Source organism: Streptomyces sp. V4I8 (assembly GCF_041261225.1).
In the GTDB taxonomy this organism is placed as follows: domain Bacteria; phylum Actinomycetota; class Actinomycetes; order Streptomycetales; family Streptomycetaceae; genus Streptomyces.
The window spans coordinates 6,527,919-6,550,173 of the sequence record NZ_JBGCCN010000001.1; the positions used below are offsets into that span (position 1 = coordinate 6,527,919).

Genomic DNA, 22,255 nt, shown 5'->3' on the forward strand with positions numbered 1-22,255 from the left:
TCATTTGAAACTCTGTTGTCCGGCGAGTGCTACCCGGGTAGGAAGAACCCCATGACCGGACTCGGCGCAGTATTCCGCCCCCAGCTGGCCCCCGAACGACTCCGCTCCATCGCCCGACTCGCCGACAGCGCGGGCCTCGAAGAGCTCTGGCTCTGGGAGGACTGTTTCCGCGAGGGAGGGATCTCCACGGCGGCGGCCGCCCTCGCCTGGACCGAGCGGATCAAGGTCGGGGTCGGGCTGCTGCCCGTGCCGTTGCGGAACGTCGCCATCACCGCCATGGAGGCCGCGAGCCTGTACCGGATGTTCCCGGGGCGGCCGATCCTCGCCGTCGGGCACGGTGTGCAGGACTGGATGGGGCAGGTCGGGGCCCGGGTCGAGTCGCCGGTGACCCTGCTGCGGGAGCATCTCGATGTGCTGCGGGCCCTGTTGCGCGGGGAGCGGGTGACCGTCGAGGGTCGGTACGTGAAGCTCGACGACGTCGCCCTGGACTGGCCGCCCGCCGAGCCCGTGCCCGTCATCGCCGGGGTCACCGGGCCCCGCTCGCTGAAGCTCGCCGGTGAGGCGGCCGACGGCACCTTGCTCACCGCCTCGACCTCACCCGAGGGGGTAAGGCGGGCTCGCCAACTCATCGACGAGGGGCGGGAGTCGGCAGGACGTACCCAGGACGCGGCGCACCAGCACCAGGTCGTCGTCTACCTCCTGACCGCCACCGGACCCGACGGCCCCGCCCGCCTCAAGGCCGAACTCGAAGCCGAGGGGCTCGGATCCGTGCCCGACCTGGGTGTCGCCGGGGACGCCGGCACCGTGGCGAAGGCCGTCCAGCGACTCGCCGACGCCGGCGCGGACACCGTGGTCCTCCAGCCGACGGGGGACGAGCCCGACCCGGAGGGGTTCATCCGGTTCGCGGCGGAGGAAGTGCGGCCGCTCGTGCCGTAGGCGGCCGTCGGGTCCCGCAGGCCGCCGGGGCGCGACGACCTACGCGCCCCGGCACCTCGAACTCTGTCCGTCACGGCTCCGACGCGCACATCCCGCTCGTTCTCCCCGACGCCGCCACCGCCGCGGAAAACCAGCGGCGCCCACCGACAGCACCCTGAGAAGATCACCGTATGAAGGGGCCGCAGCACACCCGTACCTTCGAGGACCTCGTCGCCGAAGGCGCCGCCGTGCCCACCGAGGGCTGGGACTTCTCCTGGTTCGAGGGGCGGGCCACCGAAGCCCGGCCGTCATGGGGGTATGCCGCGTCCCTCGCCGAGCGGCTCGCCCGTGCCACCGCCGCCCTGGACATCCAGACCGGGGGAGGAGAGGTACTCGACTTCGCTCTGCGCAGCGCCGCCCCCGAGGCACCCACCCTCACCGTCGCCACCGAGGGCTGGCCGCCGAACGTCGCCAAGGCCACCGCCCTGCTCCGCCCGCGCGGCGTCCCCGTCGTCGCCTCGCCGGAGGATGCCCCGCTGCCCTTCGCCGACGGCGCCTTCGACCTCGTCAGCAGCCGGCACCCGGTCAGCCCGCACTGGGCCGAGATCGCTCGTGTCCTGAGGTCCGGCGGCAGCTACTTCGCCCAGCATGTCGGGCCCCGGAGTGTCTTCGAACTCGTCGAGTACTTCCTCGGGCCCCTCCCGGAGGAGCAGAGCAGCGCCCGTCACCCCGACCACGAGCGCGCCGGCGCCGAGGCGGCCGGGCTCGAGATCGTCGACCTGCGGGCCGAGCGGCTGCGCATGGAGTTCCACGACATCGCCGCCGTGGTGCATTTCCTGCGGAAGGTCGTGTGGATGGTCCCCGACTTCACCGTCGAGGCGTACCGGCCCCGACTGCGCGCCCTGCACGAGCAGATCGAGGCCGAGGGCCCCTTCGTCGCGCACAGCACCCGCCACCTCTTCGAGGCCCGCAAGCCCGCCGCCGACGCCTGAGCCGCCGCCTCCCCCACGCCTACGCGTGCGGGCCGACCGTCACCTTCCCGAGCACCAGCTCCGCCTTCGCCTCCAGCACGTCCCCCACCCGCTCCACCTGCGCGCCCAGCTCCCGCTCCTGCGGCGCCGTCAGGCCCCGCCCGATCAGCTCGACCGTCACCGTCGTACGACGTCCCCGGCGCCGCTGATGCCAGACCCCCGCCACCACTCCGTCCACCAACAGCACCGGAAAGTTCCCCGCCTGGCCGCCCGCCAGCGCCCGCCGGTACGCCTCCCCGGGGAACAGCGACTCCCGGGGCTGCGCGGTGATGGCGTACGCGTCGAAGTACGGCAGCAACCGCACGCCCCGCACCCGTCCGCCCGGGAACGCGGTGTCACCCGCCGCCACCCAGGCCGCCGCTCCCTCGAACACGACCTCCTCGACCTCATCGGCCTCCGCCGACTCCCTGAACAGGGAAACCGCCCAACCCGCGGGCGCCGCGAGCCACTTGGCGAAGTGGTGAGGGGTCGCCGGGCCGTACGCGCGCAGATACCGTCGTACCAGCTCCCGCAGGGCCGCCCTCCCCGGCACCGGTCCCGGGTCGAACTCCGGCGGCCGCGTGTACGTCACCTTCCGCCCCCGGTTCGGGCCGAAGCACAGCGCGCCCGACTGGCCGGCCCGGTGCATGACCTGCCGCCAGCGCGGCCACAGGTCCTGGAAGGCGGGCATCACCCGGTCGCCGGCCCAGGGGCCGGTGCGCGCCACGACCTCCTCGCCCAGCTCCTCCACCGTCAGGCACACCCCGTCGAGGGCGTCCCCGATCGCCGCCACGATCTGCCCCGCCTGTTCCTCCGTCACCCGGACATCCGGCGGGAAGGGGCTCGGGCCCGTCGGAATCGCGGTGAGCGCACCGCACCACAGGGGCAGTTCCGCGGCGGGCAGCAGATGCACGGTTCCGCGCGGGCCGAACGTCTTCACCAGCGAGCGGTCGTCCCAGAGCGCGGCCCGCACCTCCGCCCGTGTCACCCCGGCGGCCCGCACACCGACCGACACCTCGGCCGCGGACAGCACCTGCGCGTGCGCGCCCAGCATCGCGCCGGCCACGTCGGCCACCGGTGTGCCGCGCTCGGCGGGACGGGACAGGAACTGCCGCTCCATCCGCCGCGCACTCGCCTGGTCCCACCTGATCGTCCCGCTCGCGTGTGCGGTCATAGGAACGACGGTAGGCCCTATATAGGTCAGCCACTGTCCGCTGAGCGACGGCTGTGTGCAAACCATGTATCCGTGCGCCAAGGGACCCGGGCCCCTGCGCATCCAAGGAACCCACACCTTTTCCACATTGTTATGGAGGCTGACTCGCATTCCCCTCGCCCCTCACGTAAGTTCGGACCAAGGTAATTCGCGTAAGCAAAGCTGCGCGGCGGCACCGCGCGGCGGAGGGGGCTGCGCGGTGCCATGCCCTCATCCGTGCCCCTGCTGGACGCGCGTCGCGTCGAAACCGCGTTCGCCGCACGAATCCCTGTGTGCCGTCAAGCCGACGTTCGCGGTCGGGGTCACCCGGAGGAGGGAAGCGCGGACAAGTCGCCGAGTGAGGCGCAAGATGCGGCAAACCCTCCGCATACCGCTGCTTCCCGCACGTTTCCCCTGGTAATCCGCCCCCGCACGCGCCATGAATCGGCCACAAAGAGGCCCTCTCATGGCCACCGGGCCGTCGCCGAGTGATTTCGGAGAGTAGTTGTGGCACGCCGATGCGCGCAGCATCACTTACGAAGGGTTATGGTGGAAACCCCCCCTCGGGCCGGTCCGTCTCCCCCCCACGGACCGGCCCGTTTTTTGTGCCCGCACCATGACTGCGTCCCAAGGCGCCGCAACCGCCGACGCGCGCCAGCCACCCCCACCCAAGGCGCCGACAGCCCACCCGCACCCCAAAAGACGCGCCCACCGCAATCCCCGGTACGCTCCATGCGCGGGGACCGCATTCGTACGGAGGGGCTGACAATCACGTGAACCTGCGCGACAAGCTGCGCGGCCTGCTGGTCAGGCTGTACGCACGCCGGGTGGAAGGTCACCTGGACCACGCTCAGGTGCCCAAGCACATCGGCGTGATCATGGACGGCAACCGGCGCTGGGCGAAGGCCGCCGGCTCGACCACCGTCCACGGTCACCGCGCCGGTGCCGAGAAGATCGAGGAGTTCCTCGGCTGGTGCTCCGAGACGGACGTCGAGGTCGTCACCCTCTGGCTGCTGTCGACGGACAACTTCGACCGGCCGCAGGACGAGCTCGGCCCGCTCCTCGGGATCATCGAAGACGTCGTCCGCACCCTCGCCGCCGACGGCCGCTGGCGCGTGCACCACGTCGGCACGCCGGACCTGTTGCCCTCCGGGATGCAGACCACCCTCAAGGAGGCCGAGGAAGCCACCGCGCACGTCGACGGGATACTGGTCAACGTCGCCATCGGCTACGGCGGCCGCCAGGAGATCGCCGACGCCGTGCGCTCGATGATCGTCGACGCCCACGACAAGGGCACCTCGATGCAGGACCTCGCCGAGTCCGTCACCGTCGACCTGATCGGGCGCCACCTCTACACCGGCGACCAGCCCGACCCCGACCTCGTCATCCGCACCAGCGGCGAGCAGCGGCTGTCCGGATTCATGCTGTGGCAGACGGCCCACTCCGAGTACTACTTCTGCGAGGTCTTCTGGCCGGCCTTCCGCAAGGTGGACTTCCTGCGCGCCCTGCGTGACTACGCGGCGCGCCACCGGCGTTACGGCGGCTGAAACACCGCTTGCCGAGTGGGGGCATGAGTGCCGCATTTGGGGCGGAAGTAACGAGGAGTTCCCCAGGGCGCCGTCATATGCGTAAGCATGGCAGCGCATGTTCGAGGGCATAAGGCAAGCAGGTCGACACCCGAACCACGGGTGTCGTATCTCAGCGGACGGCACGGGGCCGTCCGCCCGGGAGGCCCTTTGCACCAGCCCCACCGTGCGGTCACGGCACGGAAGAAGACGCGGGGGGCCGGTTTTCGGCCCGTGCAGAGCGGCCGACGACCGGTCCAGCTCCACTCCGTCGCTCCCCGACCTCATCCGAGGGGGTACGTCCTTCCGTGGTGACCAGCACAAAGCGCCACAAGCCAGACAGGCGCACTTACGTTCTCGACACCAGCGTCCTGCTGGCCGACCCGAACGCCCTGAGCCGCTTCGACGAGCACGAGGTCGTGCTCCCCATCGTCGTGGTGACGGAGCTGGAGGCCAAGCGGCACCATCCCGAACTCGGCTACTTCGCCCGGCAGGCCCTGCGGCTGCTGGACGAGTTCCGCGTCCGGCACGGTCGCCTCGACGCCCCCATCCCGATCGGGGACCTCGGCGGCACCGTCCGTGTCGAGCTCAATCACTCGGACCCCAGCGTTCTGCCGACCGGCTACCGCCTGGGGGACAACGACTCCCGCATCCTCGCGGTCGCCCGCAATCTGCAGGCCGAGGGGTTCGACGTCACCGTCGTGTCCAAGGACCTCCCGCTCAGGATCAAGGCCTCGTCCGTCGGACTCCTCGCCGAGGAGTACCGCGCCGAGCTCGCCATCACGGACTCCTCCGGCTGGACCGGAATGTCCGAACTGACCCTGCCGGGCGAACAGGTGGACATCCTCTTCGAGGAAGGTCACATCTACGTCCCCGAGGCCTCCGACATGCCCGTGCACACCGGGCTGACGATCCACTCCGAGCGCGGCAAGGCGCTGGGCCGGATCACGCCCGAGGGCAACGTCCGTCTGGTGCGCGGCGACCGGGAGGTCTTCGGCATCAAGGGCCGCAGCGCCGAGCAGCGGATCGCGCTCGACCTGCTGCTCGACCCGGACATCGGAATCATGTCCATGGGCGGCCGGGCCGGCACCGGCAAGTCGGCGCTCGCGCTGTGCGCGGGACTCGAAGCCGTGCTGGAGCGGCGGCAGCACAAGAAGGTCATGGTCTTCCGTCCGCTGTACGCGGTGGGCGGGCAGGAGCTCGGCTACCTGCCGGGCTCCGAGGCCGAGAAGATGAGCCCCTGGGCGCAGGCGGTCTTCGACACGCTGTCCGCGGTCACCAGCCGCGAGGTCATCGAGGAGGTCACCGCGCGGGGCATGCTGGAGGTGCTTCCGCTCACCCACATCCGCGGGCGCTCGCTGCATGACGCGTTCGTGATCGTGGACGAGGCGCAGTCGCTGGAAAGGAATGTCCTGCTGACTGTTCTGTCCCGAATCGGTGCCAACTCGCGGGTCGTTCTGACCCATGACGTGGCCCAGCGGGACAACCTCAGGGTCGGGCGCTACGACGGTGTAGTCGCCGTCGTGGAGAAGCTGAAGGGGCATCCGCTCTTCGCCCACGTCACGCTGACGCGGTCCGAGAGGTCCCAGATCGCCGCCCTTGTGACCGAAATGCTGGAAGACGGGCAGATCTGACCCAAGTGCTCAACTTGCGGTAGCTACTCGTTGGTTGGCGCCGTTCGGAAAGGCAGTGAGCCTATCCGGGCGGCGCCTCGGCGTGTGCGGGTTTCCGCAAAACCCCTGGGACAAACGAGGTGTGAGCTTTCACACGCAACACAGAATTGCCTTGCGGTGTCGGGGTACGGCAGAGTCTCACTCCTGTCAGGCCCCGCATACGACACACCTGTACCCCCAGCGGTACGGCACCACAGCAACACCAGAGCCAACTCCATAGCGTCGTCGTATGCCGCCCGAGTTCACCACGCGGCGCTCCCTCGCGGGAGTTGCCCACCGGGTCCGAGCCTCCCGTGACCCCGCAGTTGGGAGGCCAGCGCCAGGGGCACGATTGCGTCCGCCAGGGTCACCGAAGTGGACGATGCTGGAAGGAAACCGTGTGAGTCCGATTTCGGTCAGGGGATTCGCAGTGGCCTCTGCCACCGCGGTCACCGCTGTCGGAAGCGTCGTCGGCGTTGCCTCGGGCAGCACCGCGCAGAACAACGACGCCGAGGCGACGGCTGCCGATTCGACGCTTCTCGCGGACATACCCGCGGGCCAGCAGGCCCAGGTGCAGATCGAGTCCATGTCGGCGCAGGCCAGCGTTCAGGCCATCGCCGCGGACGCGAGCGCCAAGAAGGACGCGGAGGAGGCGGCCCGCAAGGCAGCCGCTCAGTCCGCGATCGAGAAGAAGGAACAGGCCGAGAAGGCCGCGCAGGAAGCCAAGGAGCGCGAAGAGGCCGAGGCGAAGGCCTCCCGGTCCTCCGCGGGCGACTTCCCGATTCAGAGCTCGTACAGCATCGCGCAGATCCAGGAGATGGCGCGCTCCATGGTGCCGAGCGACCAGTTCCAGTGCTTCAGCAACATCGTGGACCACGAGTCCAGCTGGAACTACCAGGCGGTCAACGCCTCGTCGGGGGCCTACGGACTCTTCCAGGCCCTGCCCGGTTCCAAGATGTCGTCCGTCGGCTCGGACTGGCAGACGAACCCGGCCACCCAGATCAAGTGGGGCCTGAACTACATGAACGACCGCTACGACAGCCCGTGCGGCGCGTGGTCTTTCTGGCAGGCCAACCACTGGTACTAGGCGCTCCGCTGGGAGAGCCGCGATAGGCCGTCGTCTGTCTGCTGCTCCGCTGTGGCTGGTCGCGCCCGCGCGGCGGAGCCGCATATTCGATGCAGCCCCGCGCCCCTGGCGGCGCTTCTCAACCCTGCGTTGCCCCTCACCGTCCTTTGGTGAGGGGCTTTCGCGGTTCGCCGTGCAGCGCCATGTACGGTCGGACGCAACGACTCCAGGGGGAGTGGTGGGGAGAGACGGGGGAAGAGGGCGGATCATGTCGCGAGTGCCAGGGTGGCTCGGTCGGCTCGGCGCCGGACTGACCGAGATGAGCGAGCGGTTGAACGAGCGCCGCGCCGCGGTGGAACGGGAGAGCGATGAACTCCAGCCGGTGCGGCAGCCCGATGCCGACGCCGTGACTGAGTCCTCCGCCGACGTCCCGCCGTCGGCCGCCGAACACGTCCCACGGCCCCCCGACTACGCGCCCACGGCTCCGCCGCCCCGGCCCGACCCCGCACAGGTCGTGCCGTGGGGCGTACGGGTCGCGGCGGAGGCCGGCTGGCGGCTGCTGGTGCTGGCCGGCACGGTCTGGGTGCTGATGCGGATCATCAGCGCCGTCCAACTCGTCGTGTTCGCCTTCGTCATCGCGCTGCTCCTCACCGCGCTGATGCAGCCCTCGGTGGCCTGGCTGATGCGGCGGGGCGTGCCGCACGGGCTCGCCACCGCCCTGACCGCGATCCTCGGGTTCGTCGTCATCGGGCTGATGGGCTGGTTCGTGACCTGGCAGGTCATGGAGAACATCGACAACCTCTCCGACCAGGTCCAGGACGGCATCGACGAGCTGCGCAACTGGCTGCTCAACAGCCCCTTCCACGTCACCGACAAGCAGATCAACGAGATCGCCGAGAACCTCCGCGAGGCGATCGGCGCCAACACCGACGAGATCACCTCGGCCGGTCTGGAAGGCGTCACGGTCGTCGTCGAGGCCCTCACCGGCATTCTGCTCGCCGCCTTCTCGACGCTCTTCCTGCTCTACGACGGCAAGCGCATCTGGGCGTGGACGCTGAAGCTGGTGCCCGCCGCGGCCCGGCCGGGCGTCGCCGGCGCCGGCCCGCGCGCGTGGGCGACGCTCACGGCGTACGTACGCGGCACGGTCCTCGTCGCCCTGATCGACGCCGTCTTCATCGGCATCGGCATCTACTTCCTCGACGTCCCGATGGCCGTGCCGCTGGCCGTCTTCATCTTCCTGTTCTCCTTCATCCCGCTCGTCGGCGCGGTGGCCTCCGGCGCCCTGGCCGTGGTCGTGGCGCTGGTGACCCAGGGCGTGTTCACCGCGGTCATGACCCTCGCGGTCGTCCTCGCCGTGCAGCAGATCGAAGGGCACGTCCTGCAGCCGTTCATCCTGGGCCGCGCGGTCCGCGTCCACCCGCTGGCGGTGGTCCTGTCGGTGGCGGCCGGGGGCATGGTGGCGGGGATCGGCGGCGCGGTGGTGGCCGTACCGCTGGTGGCGGTGTCGAACACGATCGTGGGGTACCTGCGGGCGTACTCGCAGCAGGCGGCTCGTCGCTACGCGCCCGAGCCGAGGGGGGCGACGGCGGTGGACGCGGCTGCCGCTGACCCGCCGCCGTCCGAGAAGGACACGTCGGCGGCGGAGGCATGACAAGGGCCCGTTCACCCTGAGGGTGAACGGGCCCCGCGTTTCTCTACGCAGCGCTACTCCGCCAGAACCGCCTCCGCGTCCAGCGTGACGCCGACCGCCTGGATGACCGACGCGATCTTGAACGCCTCCTGGACCGTCTCGCGGTCCACGCCGGCCTTGCGCAGCACCTGCTCGTGCGAGTCGAGGCACAGGCCGCAGCCGTTGATGGCGGACACGGCGAAGGACCACAGCTCGAAGTCGACCTTGTCGACACCGGGGTTGCCGATGACGTTCATCCGCAGACCCGCGCGCAGGTTGCCGTACTCGTGGTCGGAGAGCAGGTGCCGGGTCCGGTAGAAGACGTTGTTCATCGCCATCACGGCGGCCGCGGACTTCGCCGCGTTGTACGCCTCCGGCGTGAGGTTCGCCTTCGCCTCGGGCTCCAGCTCGCGCAGCACGATCGGGGAGCGCGAGGCGATCGCCGTGGCGAGCACCGTGCCCCACAGCTGCTGCGCCGGGAGGTCCGAATTGCCGATGACCGAGCCCAGGTTGAGCTTCAGGTCCTTGGCGTAGTCCGGTATGCGGGACTTGAGGGAATCGAGGGACATGTCACTCACTCTCCGGCAAGCAGCTTGACCGGGTCCAGGGTGTCCTCGCCCTTGCTCCAGTTGCACGGGCACAGCTCGTCCGTCTGGAGGGCGTCCAGGACCCGCAGGACCTCCTTGGGGTTACGGCCGACGGAGCCGGCGGTCACCATGGAGAACTGGATCTCGTTGTTCTGGTCGACGATGAAGACGGCGCGCTTGGCGAAGCCGTCCTCGCCCTCGATGCCGAGGTCGCGCATCAACTCGTGCTTGGAGTCGGCCATCATCGGGAACGGCAGGTCACGCAGGTCGTCGTGGTCCTTGCGCCAGGCGTGGTGGACGAACTCCGAGTCACCGGAGAAACCGAGGACCTGGGCGTCGCGGTCGGCGAACTCCTCGTTCAGCTTGCCGAAGGCCGCGATCTCGGTCGGGCAGACGAAGGTGAAGTCCTTCGGCCACGCGAAGACGATCTTCCACTTGCCCTCGTAGGTCTTGTGGTTGATCGTCTCGAACTCCGAGCCCTTCTCCAGCGAGACGCAGGCGGTCAGTTCGAACTCGGGGAACTTGTCACCGACAGTGAGCACACGCTCTCCTTGCAGCGAAGAGACACCCGTTCGGTACAGGTGTCTCCCTTGGGTTGGACCTTACCGATCCTGGCACAGAGTGCATTGATACGGGAAATAGCTACACTCGGTCGGGTTGATCGGAGGGATCTATCAGTGACCGTGAGTAAGAGGAGACAGCCCAGCCTCGCCCAGCTGCGTGCCTTCGCCGCCGTCGCCGAGCATCTCCACTTCCGGGACGCCGCCGCCGCGATCGGCATGAGCCAGCCCGCCCTCTCCGGTGCCGTATCGGCCCTGGAGGAGTCACTCGGAGTGACGCTCCTGGAGCGCACCACGCGCAAGGTGCTGCTGTCGCCGGCCGGTGAGCGGCTGGCCGTACGGGCGAAGGCGGTGCTGGCGGAGGTCGGGGCGCTGATGGAGGAGGCGGAGGCCGTCCGGGCGCCGTTCACCGGAGCGTTGCGCCTCGGCGTGATCCCCACGGTGGCGCCGTACCTCCTGCCCACCGTGCTGCGGCTCGTCCACGACCGGTATCCGCACCTCGACCTCCAGGTGCACGAGGAGCAGACCGCCAGCCTGGTCGACGGACTCACCACCGGCCGCCTGGACCTGCTGCTGCTCGCGGTTCCCCTCGGGGTGCCGGGTGTCGCCGAACTCCCGCTCTTCGACGAGGACTTCGTGCTCGTCACCCCGCTCGACCACGGGCTCGGCGGCCGCGAGGGCATTCCGCGGGAAGCGCTGCGCGAGCTGAACCTGCTGCTGCTCGACGAAGGGCACTGCCTGCGCGACCAGGCCCTCGACATCTGCCGGGAAGCGGGCCGCGAGGACGTTCCGGTGACCACGACGGCCGCCGGGCTGTCGACGCTGGTCCAACTGGTCGCCGGCGGGCTGGGGGTGACCCTGCTGCCCCGGACCGCCCTCAAGGTGGAGGCCAGCCGCAGCAGCCAGCTCCTCACCGGCTACTTCGCCGACCCGGCCCCCACCCGCCGCGTCGCCCTCGCCATGCGCACGGCAGCGGCACGCGGCGCCGAGTACGAGGAACTGGCCTCCGCCCTCCGCGAGGCCCTGCGCCCGCTGCCGGTACGGGTGGTGGACGCGGATGCGTGAGGCCGAGCGGGCGGACGGGCCGCAGGCCATCCGGACCCGTGCGGTTCGGACGGCCTGCGCTCAGTGGTCAGGTTCGAGCCGGGACTACTCCGTGCGCAGCCCGTCGGGCCGCATCAGGCGCAGCAGTGGCGGCAGGCTGAGCAGTGTGACGCCGAGGACGATGCCGGCGGCGACGCCTGTCATGGAGAGCATGCTCTGCCAGTCCATGACGACCGGGGTATCGGTCATGCGGAGCAGGACCGCGCCCAGTGTCAGTCCCACCACCGAGGAGAGCAGCAGGCCCAGGGTGATCGGGATCGCCGTCTGCCACAGGACCGAGAGGCTCAGGGTGCGGCGCCGGGTGCCGAAGGCGACCAGGGACGACAGCAGCTTCTTGCGGTCGCGCAGCTGCTCCAGTTGGGAGACCAGCAGGCTCGCGCCGATCAGCATCATGACGCAGACGGCGCCGACGAACAGGCCGGTGCGGATGGTGCCGTAGCGGTCGGCCGTCTGGGTGGAGTACCAGGTCATGGGGTAGGACAGCGGGTCCGCGGCCGTCGACGCGTTCCGTACGCGGTCGTACACGTCCGGCACGGAGCGGTCGAGCTTGAGGTACACCTGCCCCCGCAGCGCCGGCGTGGCCGCCGCGGGCAGCGCCTTCGGGGTGACGAGGAAGCCACCTCGCTGCGTACCCATGAAGTCCTCCTGCGTGCGGACCGGCTTCAGGCCCTGCGGCACGGTCCAGGCGATCTCCTGCCGCGGCGGCCCGCCCTCGTACGACGGGTCCAGATACAACGTCCGGCCCGGCTGCTTCGCCAGCTTCGGGGTGTCCTCGTCGTACTCGGAGTTCGACACGTAGAAGATGTCGCCGTCCCGGCAGGAGGGGAGCTCCGCCGTCTGGCGCAGCGACGCGCAGTCGCCGACGGTCATCTCGATACCCATGTCGGGGTCCTTGCGCCGCTCGCCCAGGTAGCCCTCGGCGTACGCGTAGACCTGCTGGACACCCTTGGTGTCCCGGAACTCCGCGACCGCCGGGTCGAGTGGGGCGTTGCGGGAGAGGGACACCTGCATCTGCGCCCGCTCGGTGTCGTACTGGGACTGCTTGGTGTAGTCGCTCTCCACCCCGGCGAAGAGCATCTGCAGCGCGATCGCCCCGGCGACCGCCACCGCGACGCCGTTCACCATGCGGGCAGCGGTACCGCTGCTCAACTGGAGCCTGCGGACGGCGAGTTGCCAGGCGATACCGCCCGAGCCGAGCCGGGCGACCACCGCCTCGACGGCCCACGGCAGCAGTGTGGTCACGCCGATGAGCAGCAGGAGCACACCGCCGATCACCAGGTACTCGTTGAAGGTGCCCTGGTCGCGGCCCTGGCCGATCATCGGCCACAGCATCGCGAGGCCACCCAGCGGCAGCAGCAGCCGCCACCACAGCCGGCGCCGCGAGGGCTTCGCCGTACGCACCACGCCGAGCGGTTCGATCACCACCCCGCGCATCGCGAACAGCGTGACCAGTACGGCCGCCGCCGGGACCGCGAGGCCGACGAGCAGGGCCAGTGCGGGGGAGGGGTTGAGGTAGCTCGGGAAGACGCTGACGTCGAACACCTCGACCGAGCCCGCGATCTGGCGGCCCAGCAGGAAGAAGCCGGTACCGAAGACCAGTCCGAGCACAGCGCCCGCCAGTGCCTCGCCGGCCGCGATCCGCCGGGTCATCCGGCTGTCGGAGCCGACCAGCCGCAGCGCCGCGAGCCGGCGGTCGCGCCGCTCGCCGCCGAAGCGGACGGCCGCGGCGATGAAGACGGCGACCGGCATCAGCAGCACCACGAAGACGACGATGACCAGCAGGACCAGCACGGGGTCGGTCCGCGCCTCGCTCGGGCTGGTGTCCCCGAACCGCTCGATACGGGCGACCCGGGAGCCGTCGATGTGCGGCGCGAGGCCGTCGCCACCGCGGAAGAAGGCGAGTTCGTGCGAGCCGATCAGCCCGCTCTCCCCGATGGTCCCGACGATCCGCTCCGGCAGCCGCTCGCGCAGCAGCTTCGCGTCGTCCGACTCCAGCAGCCTCTTCAGCGCGGGGGAGACGACCATCTCGCCCACCGCCGGGAACTTCTCCAGCCCCGGCGGCAGCGGGGCCCGGGCGCCCTCGGGCTCCAGCGCCCGGCCGCGGATGTCCTCGTCCCGGAAGTCCGTGTCGACGTCCGCGACGACCAGGGTGTGGTCCGACTTCTTCAGGTCCGTGTAGCTGTAGTCGATGTCGGCGCGGGCACTCTCCCGCTCGTGCCGGACCGACTGCATGTTGGGGACCGCGGTCGTCAGGAGCAGCAGCGCCACCCCGAGCCCGACCCCGACGGCCGTCAGCAGGGCCCGGACCCAGCCCTCACGTCCGCCGGCGAAGGCGAACCGCACCCCCATGCCCAGATCCTTGGCCCACTGACCCACGCTCATACGACGCGCTCCATGTCCCGGGACCTGCCGTCCCGTACGACGATCTCGCGGTCGGAGTAGGCGGCCACCCGCGCCTCGTGGGTGACGAGGACGACGGCGGCGTTGGTCGAGCGGGCGGCCTCCGTCAGCAGCTCCATCACGCGCTCGCCGTTGAGGGAGTCGAGCGCGCCGGTCGGCTCGTCGGCGAACAGCACACGCGGGTTGGTGACCAGCGAGCGGGCGACGGCGACGCGCTGCCCCTGACCGCCGGAGACCTCACCGGGCCGCTTCTTGCGCAGGTCGTCGACCTCCAGCCGCTCCATCCAGGTCAGGGCGGCCTTCTCGGCCTCCTTGCGGCCGGTCCCGTTGAGCCGCAGCGGGAGGGCGACGTTCTCGACGCAGGTCAACTCCGGCACGAGCTGCCCGAACTGGAAGACGAACCCGAACTCGGAGCGCCTGAGCGCACTGCGCTGGGCGTCGTTCATGGTGGCCAGCTCGCGCCCGTTGTACGTGATGGACCCCGAGTCCGGCGGCACGATCCCGGCGAGGCAGTGCAGCAACGTCGACTTGCCGGAGCCGGACGGCCCCATCACGGCGACGACCTCACCGGGATGTATGGAGAACTCGGCCCCGTCGAGCGCGAGGGTCGGGCCGTAAGCCTTGCGCAGCTCCTGGGCCGCGAGCAGGGAACCGGGAGGAGGTGTCACTTGACCACCACCTCGGCCAGCTTGTCGAGGCGCGCGGCGGTGAGTTCCAGCCAGCGCAGGTCGGCCTCGAGGTGGAAGAGGGCGTGGTCGCAGATGAGCTGGTCGGCCAGGTCCCCCCTCCGCTTGCGGTCGGTGAGGATCCGCATCATCCGCAGGTGCTCGGCACGCTGGGTGTCGAGGATGTCGGCCGCGTCACGCCGGGTCAGCAGCGCGAGGACGACCTTGGTGTAGAGGGTCGACTGGAGATACGGCTCCGGCTTCTCGGGCGTCGCGAGCCACTGCTGTACGTCGGTGATCCCCGCGTCGGTGATCGCGTACCGCTTCCGCTCGGGCCCGCCGCCGGGCTCGATCCCGTCGACCTCGACAAGCCCGTTCTTCAACAGCCGGGACATCGTCGAGTAGACCTGGCCGTAGTGCAACGGCCGATCATGACCGAACTTCTCATCGAAGGCCCGCTTCAGGTCGTAGCCGTGGCGGGGGCCCGATTCCAGGAGCCCTAGAAGGGTGTGACCGATGGACATGAGCAGGACTCTACACGGGGTGTATACGCCGCATGTATACGCCGAGTGTGGAGAGCATGGCGGTGGGTGTGTCGGGGCTGGTGGGGGAGCATTGTCACGGTTCTGCTACACGGCGATCGGCTCAGCCGCTTCCAGCCCGTCCAGCGTTTGAGGACGAGGCCGTTCAGGCCGATGGGGGTCTGGGGGCGGAGCCCCCAGGGGGGCGGCCGCGGCGAGGGAGTGGGCCGGGGTCGCGCGGCAGTCGTCCCGCGTCCGCCAGAGCCTTCCGCAGCAGGAACTCGATCTGCGCGTTGGCCGAGCGGAGCTCATCGCCCGCCCACCGCGCGAGCGCCTCGTACACGGACGGGTCCAGCCGCAGCAGGACCTGCTTGCGCTGCGGCCGGCCTTGAGGGGCTGAACCCCCGGAGGGAACCGTCACTGGTAGAGCGTCCCGGTGTTGAGGACCGGCTGCGGGGACCTGTCGCCGCACAGCACCACCATCAGGTTCGACACCATCGCAGCCTTCCGTTCCTCGTCCAGTTCCACGATCCCCTGCTCCGAGATCCGCGCGAGCGCCGCCTCGACCATGCCCACGGCCCCGTCGACGATCTGCCGCCGCGCCGCGACCACCGCCCCGGCCTGCTGCCGCTGGAGCATCGCGGAGGCGATCTCGGGAGCGTACGCGAGATGCGTGAAGCGCGACTCGATGATCTGCACCCCGGCCGCCTCCACGCGCGCGTGCAGTTCGACGGCGAGCTTCTCGGTGATCTCCTCGGCGTTCCCGCGCAGCGAGAGGCCGCTCTCGTCATGGGCGTCGTAGGGGTACTCGATGGCGATGTGCCGCACCGCCGCCTCGGTCTGGGTGGAGACGAACTCCAGGAAGTCGTCCACCTCGAACGTGGCCTGCGCGGTGTCCTCGACCTTCCACACCACGACCGCGGCGAGCTCGATCGGGTTGCCGTAGGCGTCGTTGACCTTGAGGACGGCCGTCTCGTGGTTGCGGACCCGGGTCGAGATCTTCGTACGGGACGTGAAGGGGTTCACCCAGCGCAGCCCGTCCTCCCGGATGGTCCCGCGGTACCGCCCGAAGAGCTGGACGACCCGCGCCTCGCCCGGCGCGACCATGTTCAGCCCGCACATGGCCAGGATCGCGGCGATCGCGACCAGGATGCCCGTGACGATCAGCGCCGCCTGGCCGCCGGCCCCGGAGACCGCCGAGGCGCTGACGATCAGCCCCGCGCCGGCCAGCAGCCCGACCAGGCCGAGCAGCAGGGCGAGCCCGCCGCCGATGCTGTGCGCGGTGAACTCGCGGACGTGCGGTGCCGGCATCTCGGGCACATCGGGTGCGTCGGTCGCGGTCGGCCCGTCAGGCGCGGCGGCGGTGCGGGATGTGGCGTCGGTCTTGTCGTTCGACATGGGTGGTTCCCCCGTTTCGTTCGTTTCTGCATGAAGCCGCGTGCGGCTTCGCCCCGTCTCCGTAATCCCGGATCTATCTAAGTGATAACAGATTACCGCGCCTGGGCAACCCTACGCACGCCCCAGTCGTCGGTTCCGGTGGGACAGGTGCTGATTGTCACGTCCCCAAAAGCCCGGATCGACAGGGCTTTGTCATAACTTCCGGTGTTAGCTTTCTGAGCTGACCTGAGCGGCGAACCTGTGTGGCGGTAGCGCACACAAGAACGAAGCGGAGCGGAACGGACCCATGGGACGAGCGGAAGACAGACGAGCGCGGCAGCGCGGTGGCCGCCGCGCGGCGCCCGGACGGTCGTCCGGGTCGCCGTCGGTCGCCGGTGGCGACCCGTCGGCCACCGTCGTAGGGACACCTCCGGCCGCCCAGGGAGGCAGGGCCGCGGCCCGCCGGGCAGCCAGGTCCGGGGGCAGGGGCGGTGCCGGCAAGGGCCGCATTCGCCGGCTCTTCACCTGGAAGAAGATCCTCGGCACGTTCCTCGGTACGTGCCTGCTCGCCATCGCCGCGTTCATCGGGCTCTACCTGTACGTGGACGTGCCCAGCGGCAACGCCGCCGCCCAGGCCGCCCAGCGCCAGAGCAACGTCTACAAGTACAGCGACGGCAAGACGACCCTGGCCCGCGACGGCAAGGTCAACCGCGAGATCGTGGACCTGTCCAAGGTGCCGAAGGAGGTCCGGGACACCTTCGTCGCGGCCGAGAACAAGTCGTTCTACAACGACAACGGCATCGACCTGAAGGGCACGGCCCGCGGTGTGCTCAACACGCTGATGGGCAAGGGCGCGCAGGGCGGCTCGACCATCACCCAGCAGTACGTCAAGAACTACTACCTCAGCCAGGAACAGACGGTCAGCCGCAAGCTCAAGGAGATCGTCATCTCCCTGAAGGTCGACCGCCAGATGTCCAAGGACGACATCCTCGCCGGCTACATCAACACCAGCTACTACGGCCGCGGCGCCTACGGCATCCAGGCCGCCGCCCAGGCCTACTACCGCGTCGACGCCGACAAGCTCTCCGTCGAACAGGGCGCGTACCTCGCCGCGCTGCTCCAGGCACCGAGCCAGTACGACTGGCAGGCCGCGTCCGACACCGGCAGGAAGCTGGTCACGGCCCGCTGGAACTACGTCCTGGACAACATGGTCGAGGAGGGCTGGCTCGACAAGGCCGAGCGCCAGGGCATGACCTTCCCCGAGCCCAAGGAGCCGAAGCCCACGGCCGGCCGGGAGGGCCAGAAGGGCTATCTGATCGAGCTCGCCAACGAGCAGCTCATCAGTCAGCTCATGAAGCAGGACGGCATCACGCGCTCCGAGGCCGAATCCCAGGTCGTCGACCAGGGCTGGACCATCACCCTGAACATCGACAAGAAGAAGCAGGCGCAGCTGGAGAAGGCCGTCAAGGCGCAGCTCACCAGCAAGCTGGACAAGAAGAAGCGGCCCGTCGACGCGGACGTCCAGGCCGGCGCGGTCTCCGTGGACCCCAAGACTGGCAAGGTCGTCGCGCTGTACGGCGGCGTGGACTACTTCAAGCACTACACCAGCAACGCGACGCGCACGGACTACCAGCCCGCGTCGACGTTCAAGCCGGTGATCCTGGCCGCCGCCCTGGAGGAGAGCGCCCAGACCCGGTCCGGCAAGCCGATCACCGCGAACACCATCTACGACGGCACCAGCAAGCGCCCGGTCGTGGACAGCGACGGCAACAAGGTCGGTTTCGCCCCCGAGAACGAGGACGACCAGGACTACGGGCCCATCACCGTCCAGACGGCGATGAACAAGTCCGTCAACTCCGTCTTCGCGCAGATGGGCGTCGACGTCGGCATGAAGAACGTCATGGACGTGGCCGGCCGGCTCGGCATGGACACCGCCAAGGAGCAGGCCGTACCCGCGCAGACGCTGGGCACCATGGGCGCGAGCCCGCTGCAGATGGCCGGCGTGTACGCGACCCTCGACAACCACGGCAAGAAGGTCACCCCGAGCATCCTCAAGTCGGCCGAGCACAACAGCCGTACGGTCGACATCCCCGACCCGGTCGGGGAGCAGGTCATCAGCCGTGAGGCCGCCGACACGGTGACCTCGGTGCTGACGGGCGTGGTCGACGACGGTACGGCCCAGCGGGCCGTGGCGAACAACCCCGAGCACGAAGGCCAGAAGGTCGCCGGCAAGACGGGTACGTCCGACGACAACAAGTCGGCCTGGTTCACCGGCTACACGCCCGACCTGGTCACCTCGGTGGGCCTGTTCGGTGAGGACGACAAGTCTCCGCACCCGCAAGTCAAGATGTACGGCGCGGGCGGCGAGCCCCGCGTCAACGGCGGTGGCTTCCCGGCGGAGATCTGGGCGGCGTACATGTTCGGCGTGACGGACCCGGACGCCAGGTTCGACCTGAACACCGACCAGGGCGCGGCCGTCCAGCCGACCTGGACCCCGACCCCGACGCAGGAGCCGACGACCCAGGAGCCGACGGAGGAACCGACGACTCAGGAGCCGACGGAGACCCCGACGACCGAGGAGCCGACGGAGACCCCGACGACCGAGCCGCCGACGGAGGAGCCGACGACCGAGCCGGCCCCGACGGCACCGACGGACGAGCCGACGGACGACATCACCGTGGACCCGGTCCGACCCGGCAACGAGCAGTAGAACAGCGCCCCGTCAGGGGCGCGGGGCCGTATCGATGTGCGGCTCCGCCGCGTGGGCGCGACCAGCCACGACGAACCTGCGGTCGTGGCTGGTCGCGCAGTTCCCCTACGGCGCTCAGCCGCGACTCAACTCGAACCAGACGACTTTTCCGGTACTCAACCGAGTCGCCCCCCACCGCCGAGCCAGCCGGTTCACGAGATACAAGCCCCGCCCACCCTCATCCGTGGCACGAGCCTGCCGCAGCCGCGGCAACTGCGGCACATCGTCCCCGACCTCGCACCGCAGCACGTCGGTCCGCAACAACCGCAACGTCACCGGCCGCGTGGCATACCGCACCGCGTTGGTCACGACCTCGCTGACCAACAGCTCGACCGAGTCCGTCAGCTCCTCCAGGCCCCACCGAGCGAGCGCCCGACGCGCGAGCCGCCGGGCACGGCCGGGCGCCGCGTCCTCCGGCTCCAGGAACCAGTACGCCACGTCGCTCGGCGCGATCCCGTCGAAGCGGGCGGCGAGCAGCGCGATGTCGTCGTCCCGGTCGCCCGGCCCGAGCATGTCGAGGACCTCGTCGCACAGGGCTTCCAGCGGCGGCGGATGGTCGGGCCCGGTGAGCTGGGCGACGGCGGCGAGCTTCTCACGCAGCTGCTCTATGCCGGTCCACACGTCACGCAGACGCGACTCGACCAGACCGTCCGTGTAGAGGAGCAGGGTCGCGCCGGCGGGTGCGTCCAGCTCCACGGCCTCGAAGTCGACGCCGCCGACGCCGATCGGCGCGCCCGCCGGTACGCGCAGCACCTCCGCGCGGCCGCCCAGGTGCAGCAGGACGGGCGGCGGATGGCCGGCGTTGGCGATGGTGATGCGGTGCGAGACCGGGTCGTAGACGGCGTAGAGGCAGGTCGCCATGCGGTCGGTGCCCAGGCGCTGGGCCTGCTCGTCGAGGTGGTGCAGGACCTCCTGCGGGGGCAGGTCGAGCCCGGCGAGGGTCTGGGCCGTCGTGCGCAGCTGGCCCATGATCGCGGCCGACGTCATGGAGTGGCCCATGACGTCACCGACGACCAGCGCCACGCGGCTGCCCGGCAGCGGGATCGCGTCGTACCAGTCGCCGCCCACCCGGGCCGTCTCGGCCGCGGGCAGGTAGCGGGACGCCAGCCGCACGCCGGTCGGGCGGGGCAGCGTCTCCGGCAGCATGGTGCGCTGGAGCTCGTCGGCGATGTACGCCTCACGGCCGTACAGCACCGCCTTGTCGATGCCGAGCGCGCTGTGCGTGGCGAGCTGGGCGGCGACGAGGAGGTCGTCGGGTTCGAAGGCCAGGCGGTCGGGGCGGCGCAGGAAGACCGCGGCGCCGATGACGCGGCGCCGGCCGCGCAGCGGGGCGAGGATCGCGCGCTGCCCGTCAGGGATGATCAACTCGCCTTCCTCGCCCAGTAGTTCGGGCAGGGCGGCACGGGCGGCGGGCGCGTCGGCGAAGACGGGACGTACGCCGCGCAGCACCTCGGCGAGCGCGCCACCGGGCCGCACCTCGCACAGTTCGGCGGTGACGGTGGACAGCTCGGCCAGCTCGGGCGGTTCCGGCTGCGCCTGCGTGGGCAGGAAGCCGCCCTCGGTGTCCCGCTCCTCGGGGATGCGGTCGGTGCGGCGCAACCGCAGCACGACGGGGCCGGTGGGCCGCTCGTCGCCGACCGGCAGCGGGTCGCGCAGATAGACGAGGATCGCGTCGGAGAACGTCGGCACGGTCGCCCGGCACAGCCCCATCACGATCTCGTCCAGGTCGATGCCGCGGGCAATCCGCCGGGTGGCCGCGCCCACGAAGCGCAGCCGGTCCCCGTCCCGCCGCATCGGCGTGGGCCGTCCGGGCGGCAGCCCCTGTCCGGTGCGCCGCTCGGCGGAGGACTGCGGCGGCTCGGCGCCGGGCTGGGGCGGGATGGCCTCCGGAACGGGCCGCGGCCGGTGCGAGTCGGGCTCGGCGGCGACGGAGGGCTGCGAGTGCTCGGGGCCGTTGCCGGCGATGTCTGAGGGCTCCTTGCTCGGGCCGGACGGTGCTGTGCTGCCCGGCGTGGAGGGGGTCTCTCCCGTGCGCGCCTGCGCGGGTAAGGCGGTGCCCCCGAAGGCGTCACCGTCAGGGGTGTGCGGCGGCGTGGAGTGCGTCGTCGACGGTGTCGAGGTACGCACAAGCGCCCCGCGGGCCTCCGCGGGGTCCACGCCCGTCTCGGGGCGTTCGAAGGAGATCGGCTGCTCCGTCACGCCTTTCGAATCCATCCGTCCGGGGCTGCTCGCCATGCGTGCAGTTCGTCCCGCCGAAACTCCGATACCCGGAATACGTGCCCCAGGAACGGAATTCCCGCGTGACCGGAGGCAGTTCCTGTGCAGCCGGTGGACCGTCTGCAGTCCCTGCAGGCGTTGCCCTGGTAACCCTCGCTCACGTCCTGCCGCCCCTCGGTGACGATCGGTCAAGCCCAGCGCGCACTCGGGTAGTTGCTGCCGATGCGCGCCCTTGCGGAGGACGATCCTACGTTTGTTGCCCGGGGGCGCATCAAGGGTCTCATGAGGACATGTGCGCGGGCGTGCGGTCCCAGTCCTCAGGCAATGAAGGTACAGCCCAGGCGGGATCGGGGCGCCAGTGCTGCCAGCCGTCCGCGAACGGCGGCCCCCAGGCGCGGATCACCTCGACCGCGTTCTGCCCCGCCTCCCGCACCCGCGCGGCGAGCCGGTCGTCCACCAGCCCGTCCCGCTGGGCCTGCGCGAACTCGTCCTCGTCCCGCCAGTGCCAACTGCGGTCCGGGTGCACGGAGATGTCGAGAAAGTGGTCCTCGGAGTCCACCCCGCCCGCCCAACGGGCCAGCGGCTCCTCAAGGTTCACGTACCAGTTCTTGAACTGCCACCCGGGCTCCCAGAACAACCACACCGACCACGGCTCACCCGGCCGCGCGAGCTTCAGCACCCCGGTCCCGAACCACCGGTCGCGCTGGACGGTACGCGGCTTGGTGTAACGCGTCTCAAGGGGCTCCCCGTGCACGGACGTTCCGTCGGCGAGCACGGGTTTCACACACTCCGTCCCCGGAGCGAGCCATACGGCGAGGATCTCGGCGTCGTCCCGTACGACGGTGACGGGACGCGCGATATGGAAGCGGCGGCCGGCGTTCTCCCGGTACCGCCACAGGATCTGTGTCCCGGGGGCCCAGAACGCCGTCGATCCGCCCGCTTCCATTTCCGTCGTCACCGCTCCACCGTCTGCCATGTACAGATATTAGGTGCCACAGGCATACGA

The 22,255-nt window shown here is 70.3% G+C and carries 18 protein-coding genes; 8 read left to right on the forward strand and 10 right to left on the reverse strand.

The features are described 5' to 3' along the window. Positions 1–51 precede the first annotated feature (51 nt). Complete coding sequence (locus ABIE67_RS29780; protein ID WP_370264250.1) at positions 52–936, forward strand: LLM class flavin-dependent oxidoreductase; 885 nt, start codon at positions 52–54, stop codon at positions 934–936. Positions 937–1,106: 170 nt separating this feature from the next. Then, positions 1,107–1,907, forward strand: coding sequence for a class I SAM-dependent methyltransferase (locus ABIE67_RS29785; RefSeq protein WP_370264253.1), 801 nt, complete (start codon positions 1,107–1,109; stop codon positions 1,905–1,907). Positions 1,908–1,926: 19 nt separating this feature from the next. Here the strand turns inward: ABIE67_RS29785 and ABIE67_RS29790 are convergent, their stop codons facing one another. Next, positions 1,927–3,099 (reverse strand): winged helix DNA-binding domain-containing protein, encoded by a 1,173-nt coding sequence (locus ABIE67_RS29790; protein ID WP_370264257.1) that lies wholly within the window; start codon positions 3,097–3,099, stop codon positions 1,927–1,929. 791 nt (positions 3,100–3,890) lie between these two features. On the opposite strand from ABIE67_RS29790, the gene ABIE67_RS29795 reads away from it, so the two are divergent. From ABIE67_RS29795 to ABIE67_RS29810, 4 genes are all read left to right on the forward strand, one after another. Beyond that, entirely contained in the window at positions 3,891–4,664 is a 774-nt protein-coding gene (locus ABIE67_RS29795; protein ID WP_370264262.1) for an isoprenyl transferase, read from the forward strand. A gap of 326 nt (positions 4,665–4,990) precedes the next feature. Then, entirely contained in the window at positions 4,991–6,316 is a 1,326-nt protein-coding gene (locus ABIE67_RS29800; RefSeq protein ID WP_370264266.1) for a PhoH family protein, read from the forward strand. 400 nt (positions 6,317–6,716) lie between these two features. Further along, positions 6,717–7,421, forward strand: a complete 705-nt coding sequence (locus tag ABIE67_RS29805) for a transglycosylase SLT domain-containing protein (protein WP_370264271.1) — start codon at positions 6,717–6,719, stop codon at positions 7,419–7,421. A gap of 247 nt (positions 7,422–7,668) precedes the next feature. Next, on the forward strand, positions 7,669–9,051 hold the full coding sequence (locus ABIE67_RS29810) for an AI-2E family transporter (RefSeq protein WP_370264275.1): 1,383 nt from the start codon (positions 7,669–7,671) through the stop codon (positions 9,049–9,051). 53 nt (positions 9,052–9,104) lie between these two features. On the opposite strand, the gene ABIE67_RS29815 is transcribed toward ABIE67_RS29810, so the two are convergent. Together ABIE67_RS29815 and ABIE67_RS29820 are read right to left on the reverse strand one after the other, a co-directional pair. Then, positions 9,105–9,638, reverse strand: a complete 534-nt coding sequence (locus ABIE67_RS29815; protein WP_370264279.1) for an alkyl hydroperoxide reductase — start codon at positions 9,636–9,638, stop codon at positions 9,105–9,107. Between the two features lie 5 nt (positions 9,639–9,643). Next, the gene (locus tag ABIE67_RS29820; protein ID WP_370264283.1) at positions 9,644–10,198 is read right to left on the reverse strand and encodes a peroxiredoxin; all 555 of its coding nucleotides are present in this window, start codon (positions 10,196–10,198) and stop codon (positions 9,644–9,646) included. 135 nt (positions 10,199–10,333) lie between these two features. Here ABIE67_RS29820 and ABIE67_RS29825 point away from each other — a divergent pair, with 135 nt between their 5' ends. Next, complete coding sequence (locus ABIE67_RS29825; protein WP_370264287.1) at positions 10,334–11,281, forward strand: LysR substrate-binding domain-containing protein; 948 nt, start codon at positions 10,334–10,336, stop codon at positions 11,279–11,281. Between the two features lie 84 nt (positions 11,282–11,365). Here the strand turns inward: ABIE67_RS29825 and ABIE67_RS29830 are convergent, their stop codons facing one another. The 5 genes from ABIE67_RS29830 to ABIE67_RS29850 all read right to left on the reverse strand — a co-directional run bounded on the left by ABIE67_RS29830 (position 11,366) and on the right by ABIE67_RS29850 (position 16,217). Further along, positions 11,366–13,702: an ABC transporter permease gene (locus ABIE67_RS29830; RefSeq protein WP_370264292.1), complete on the reverse strand. Its 2,337-nt coding sequence runs from the start codon at positions 13,700–13,702 to the stop codon at positions 11,366–11,368. After that, on the reverse strand, positions 13,699–14,388 hold the full coding sequence (locus tag ABIE67_RS29835; protein ID WP_370264297.1) for an ABC transporter ATP-binding protein: 690 nt from the start codon (positions 14,386–14,388) through the stop codon (positions 13,699–13,701). Before ABIE67_RS29835 ends, ABIE67_RS29830 begins: the two co-directional genes overlap by 4 nt. Then, positions 14,385–14,909, reverse strand: coding sequence for a PadR family transcriptional regulator (locus ABIE67_RS29840; RefSeq protein ID WP_370264301.1), 525 nt, complete (start codon positions 14,907–14,909; stop codon positions 14,385–14,387). The genes ABIE67_RS29835 and ABIE67_RS29840 overlap by 4 nt, the downstream gene beginning before the upstream one ends. A gap of 163 nt (positions 14,910–15,072) precedes the next feature. Next, positions 15,073–15,327, reverse strand: a complete 255-nt coding sequence (locus ABIE67_RS29845; protein WP_370264306.1) for a hypothetical protein — start codon at positions 15,325–15,327, stop codon at positions 15,073–15,075. After that, positions 15,324–16,217, reverse strand: a complete 894-nt coding sequence (locus tag ABIE67_RS29850) for an SPFH domain-containing protein (protein WP_370269091.1) — start codon at positions 16,215–16,217, stop codon at positions 15,324–15,326. Before ABIE67_RS29850 ends, ABIE67_RS29845 begins: the two co-directional genes overlap by 4 nt. Before the next feature lie 373 nt (positions 16,218–16,590). Here ABIE67_RS29850 and ABIE67_RS29855 point away from each other — a divergent pair, with 373 nt between their 5' ends. Next, a complete protein-coding gene (locus tag ABIE67_RS29855; RefSeq protein ID WP_370264310.1) occupies positions 16,591–18,993 on the forward strand; it encodes a transglycosylase domain-containing protein in 2,403 nt (800 codons plus the stop codon). Positions 18,994–19,107: 114 nt separating this feature from the next. Here the strand turns inward: ABIE67_RS29855 and ABIE67_RS29860 are convergent, their stop codons facing one another. Beyond that, positions 19,108–21,246 carry a SpoIIE family protein phosphatase gene (locus ABIE67_RS29860; RefSeq protein ID WP_370264315.1) on the reverse strand — a complete coding sequence of 713 codons (2,139 nt, stop codon included), beginning with the start codon at positions 21,244–21,246 and terminating at the stop codon, positions 19,108–19,110. A 283-nt stretch (positions 21,247–21,529) separates the two neighbouring features. Then, entirely contained in the window at positions 21,530–22,225 is a 696-nt protein-coding gene (locus ABIE67_RS29865) for a DUF402 domain-containing protein (protein ID WP_370264317.1), read from the reverse strand. Between the last annotated feature and the right edge of the window lie 30 nt (positions 22,226–22,255).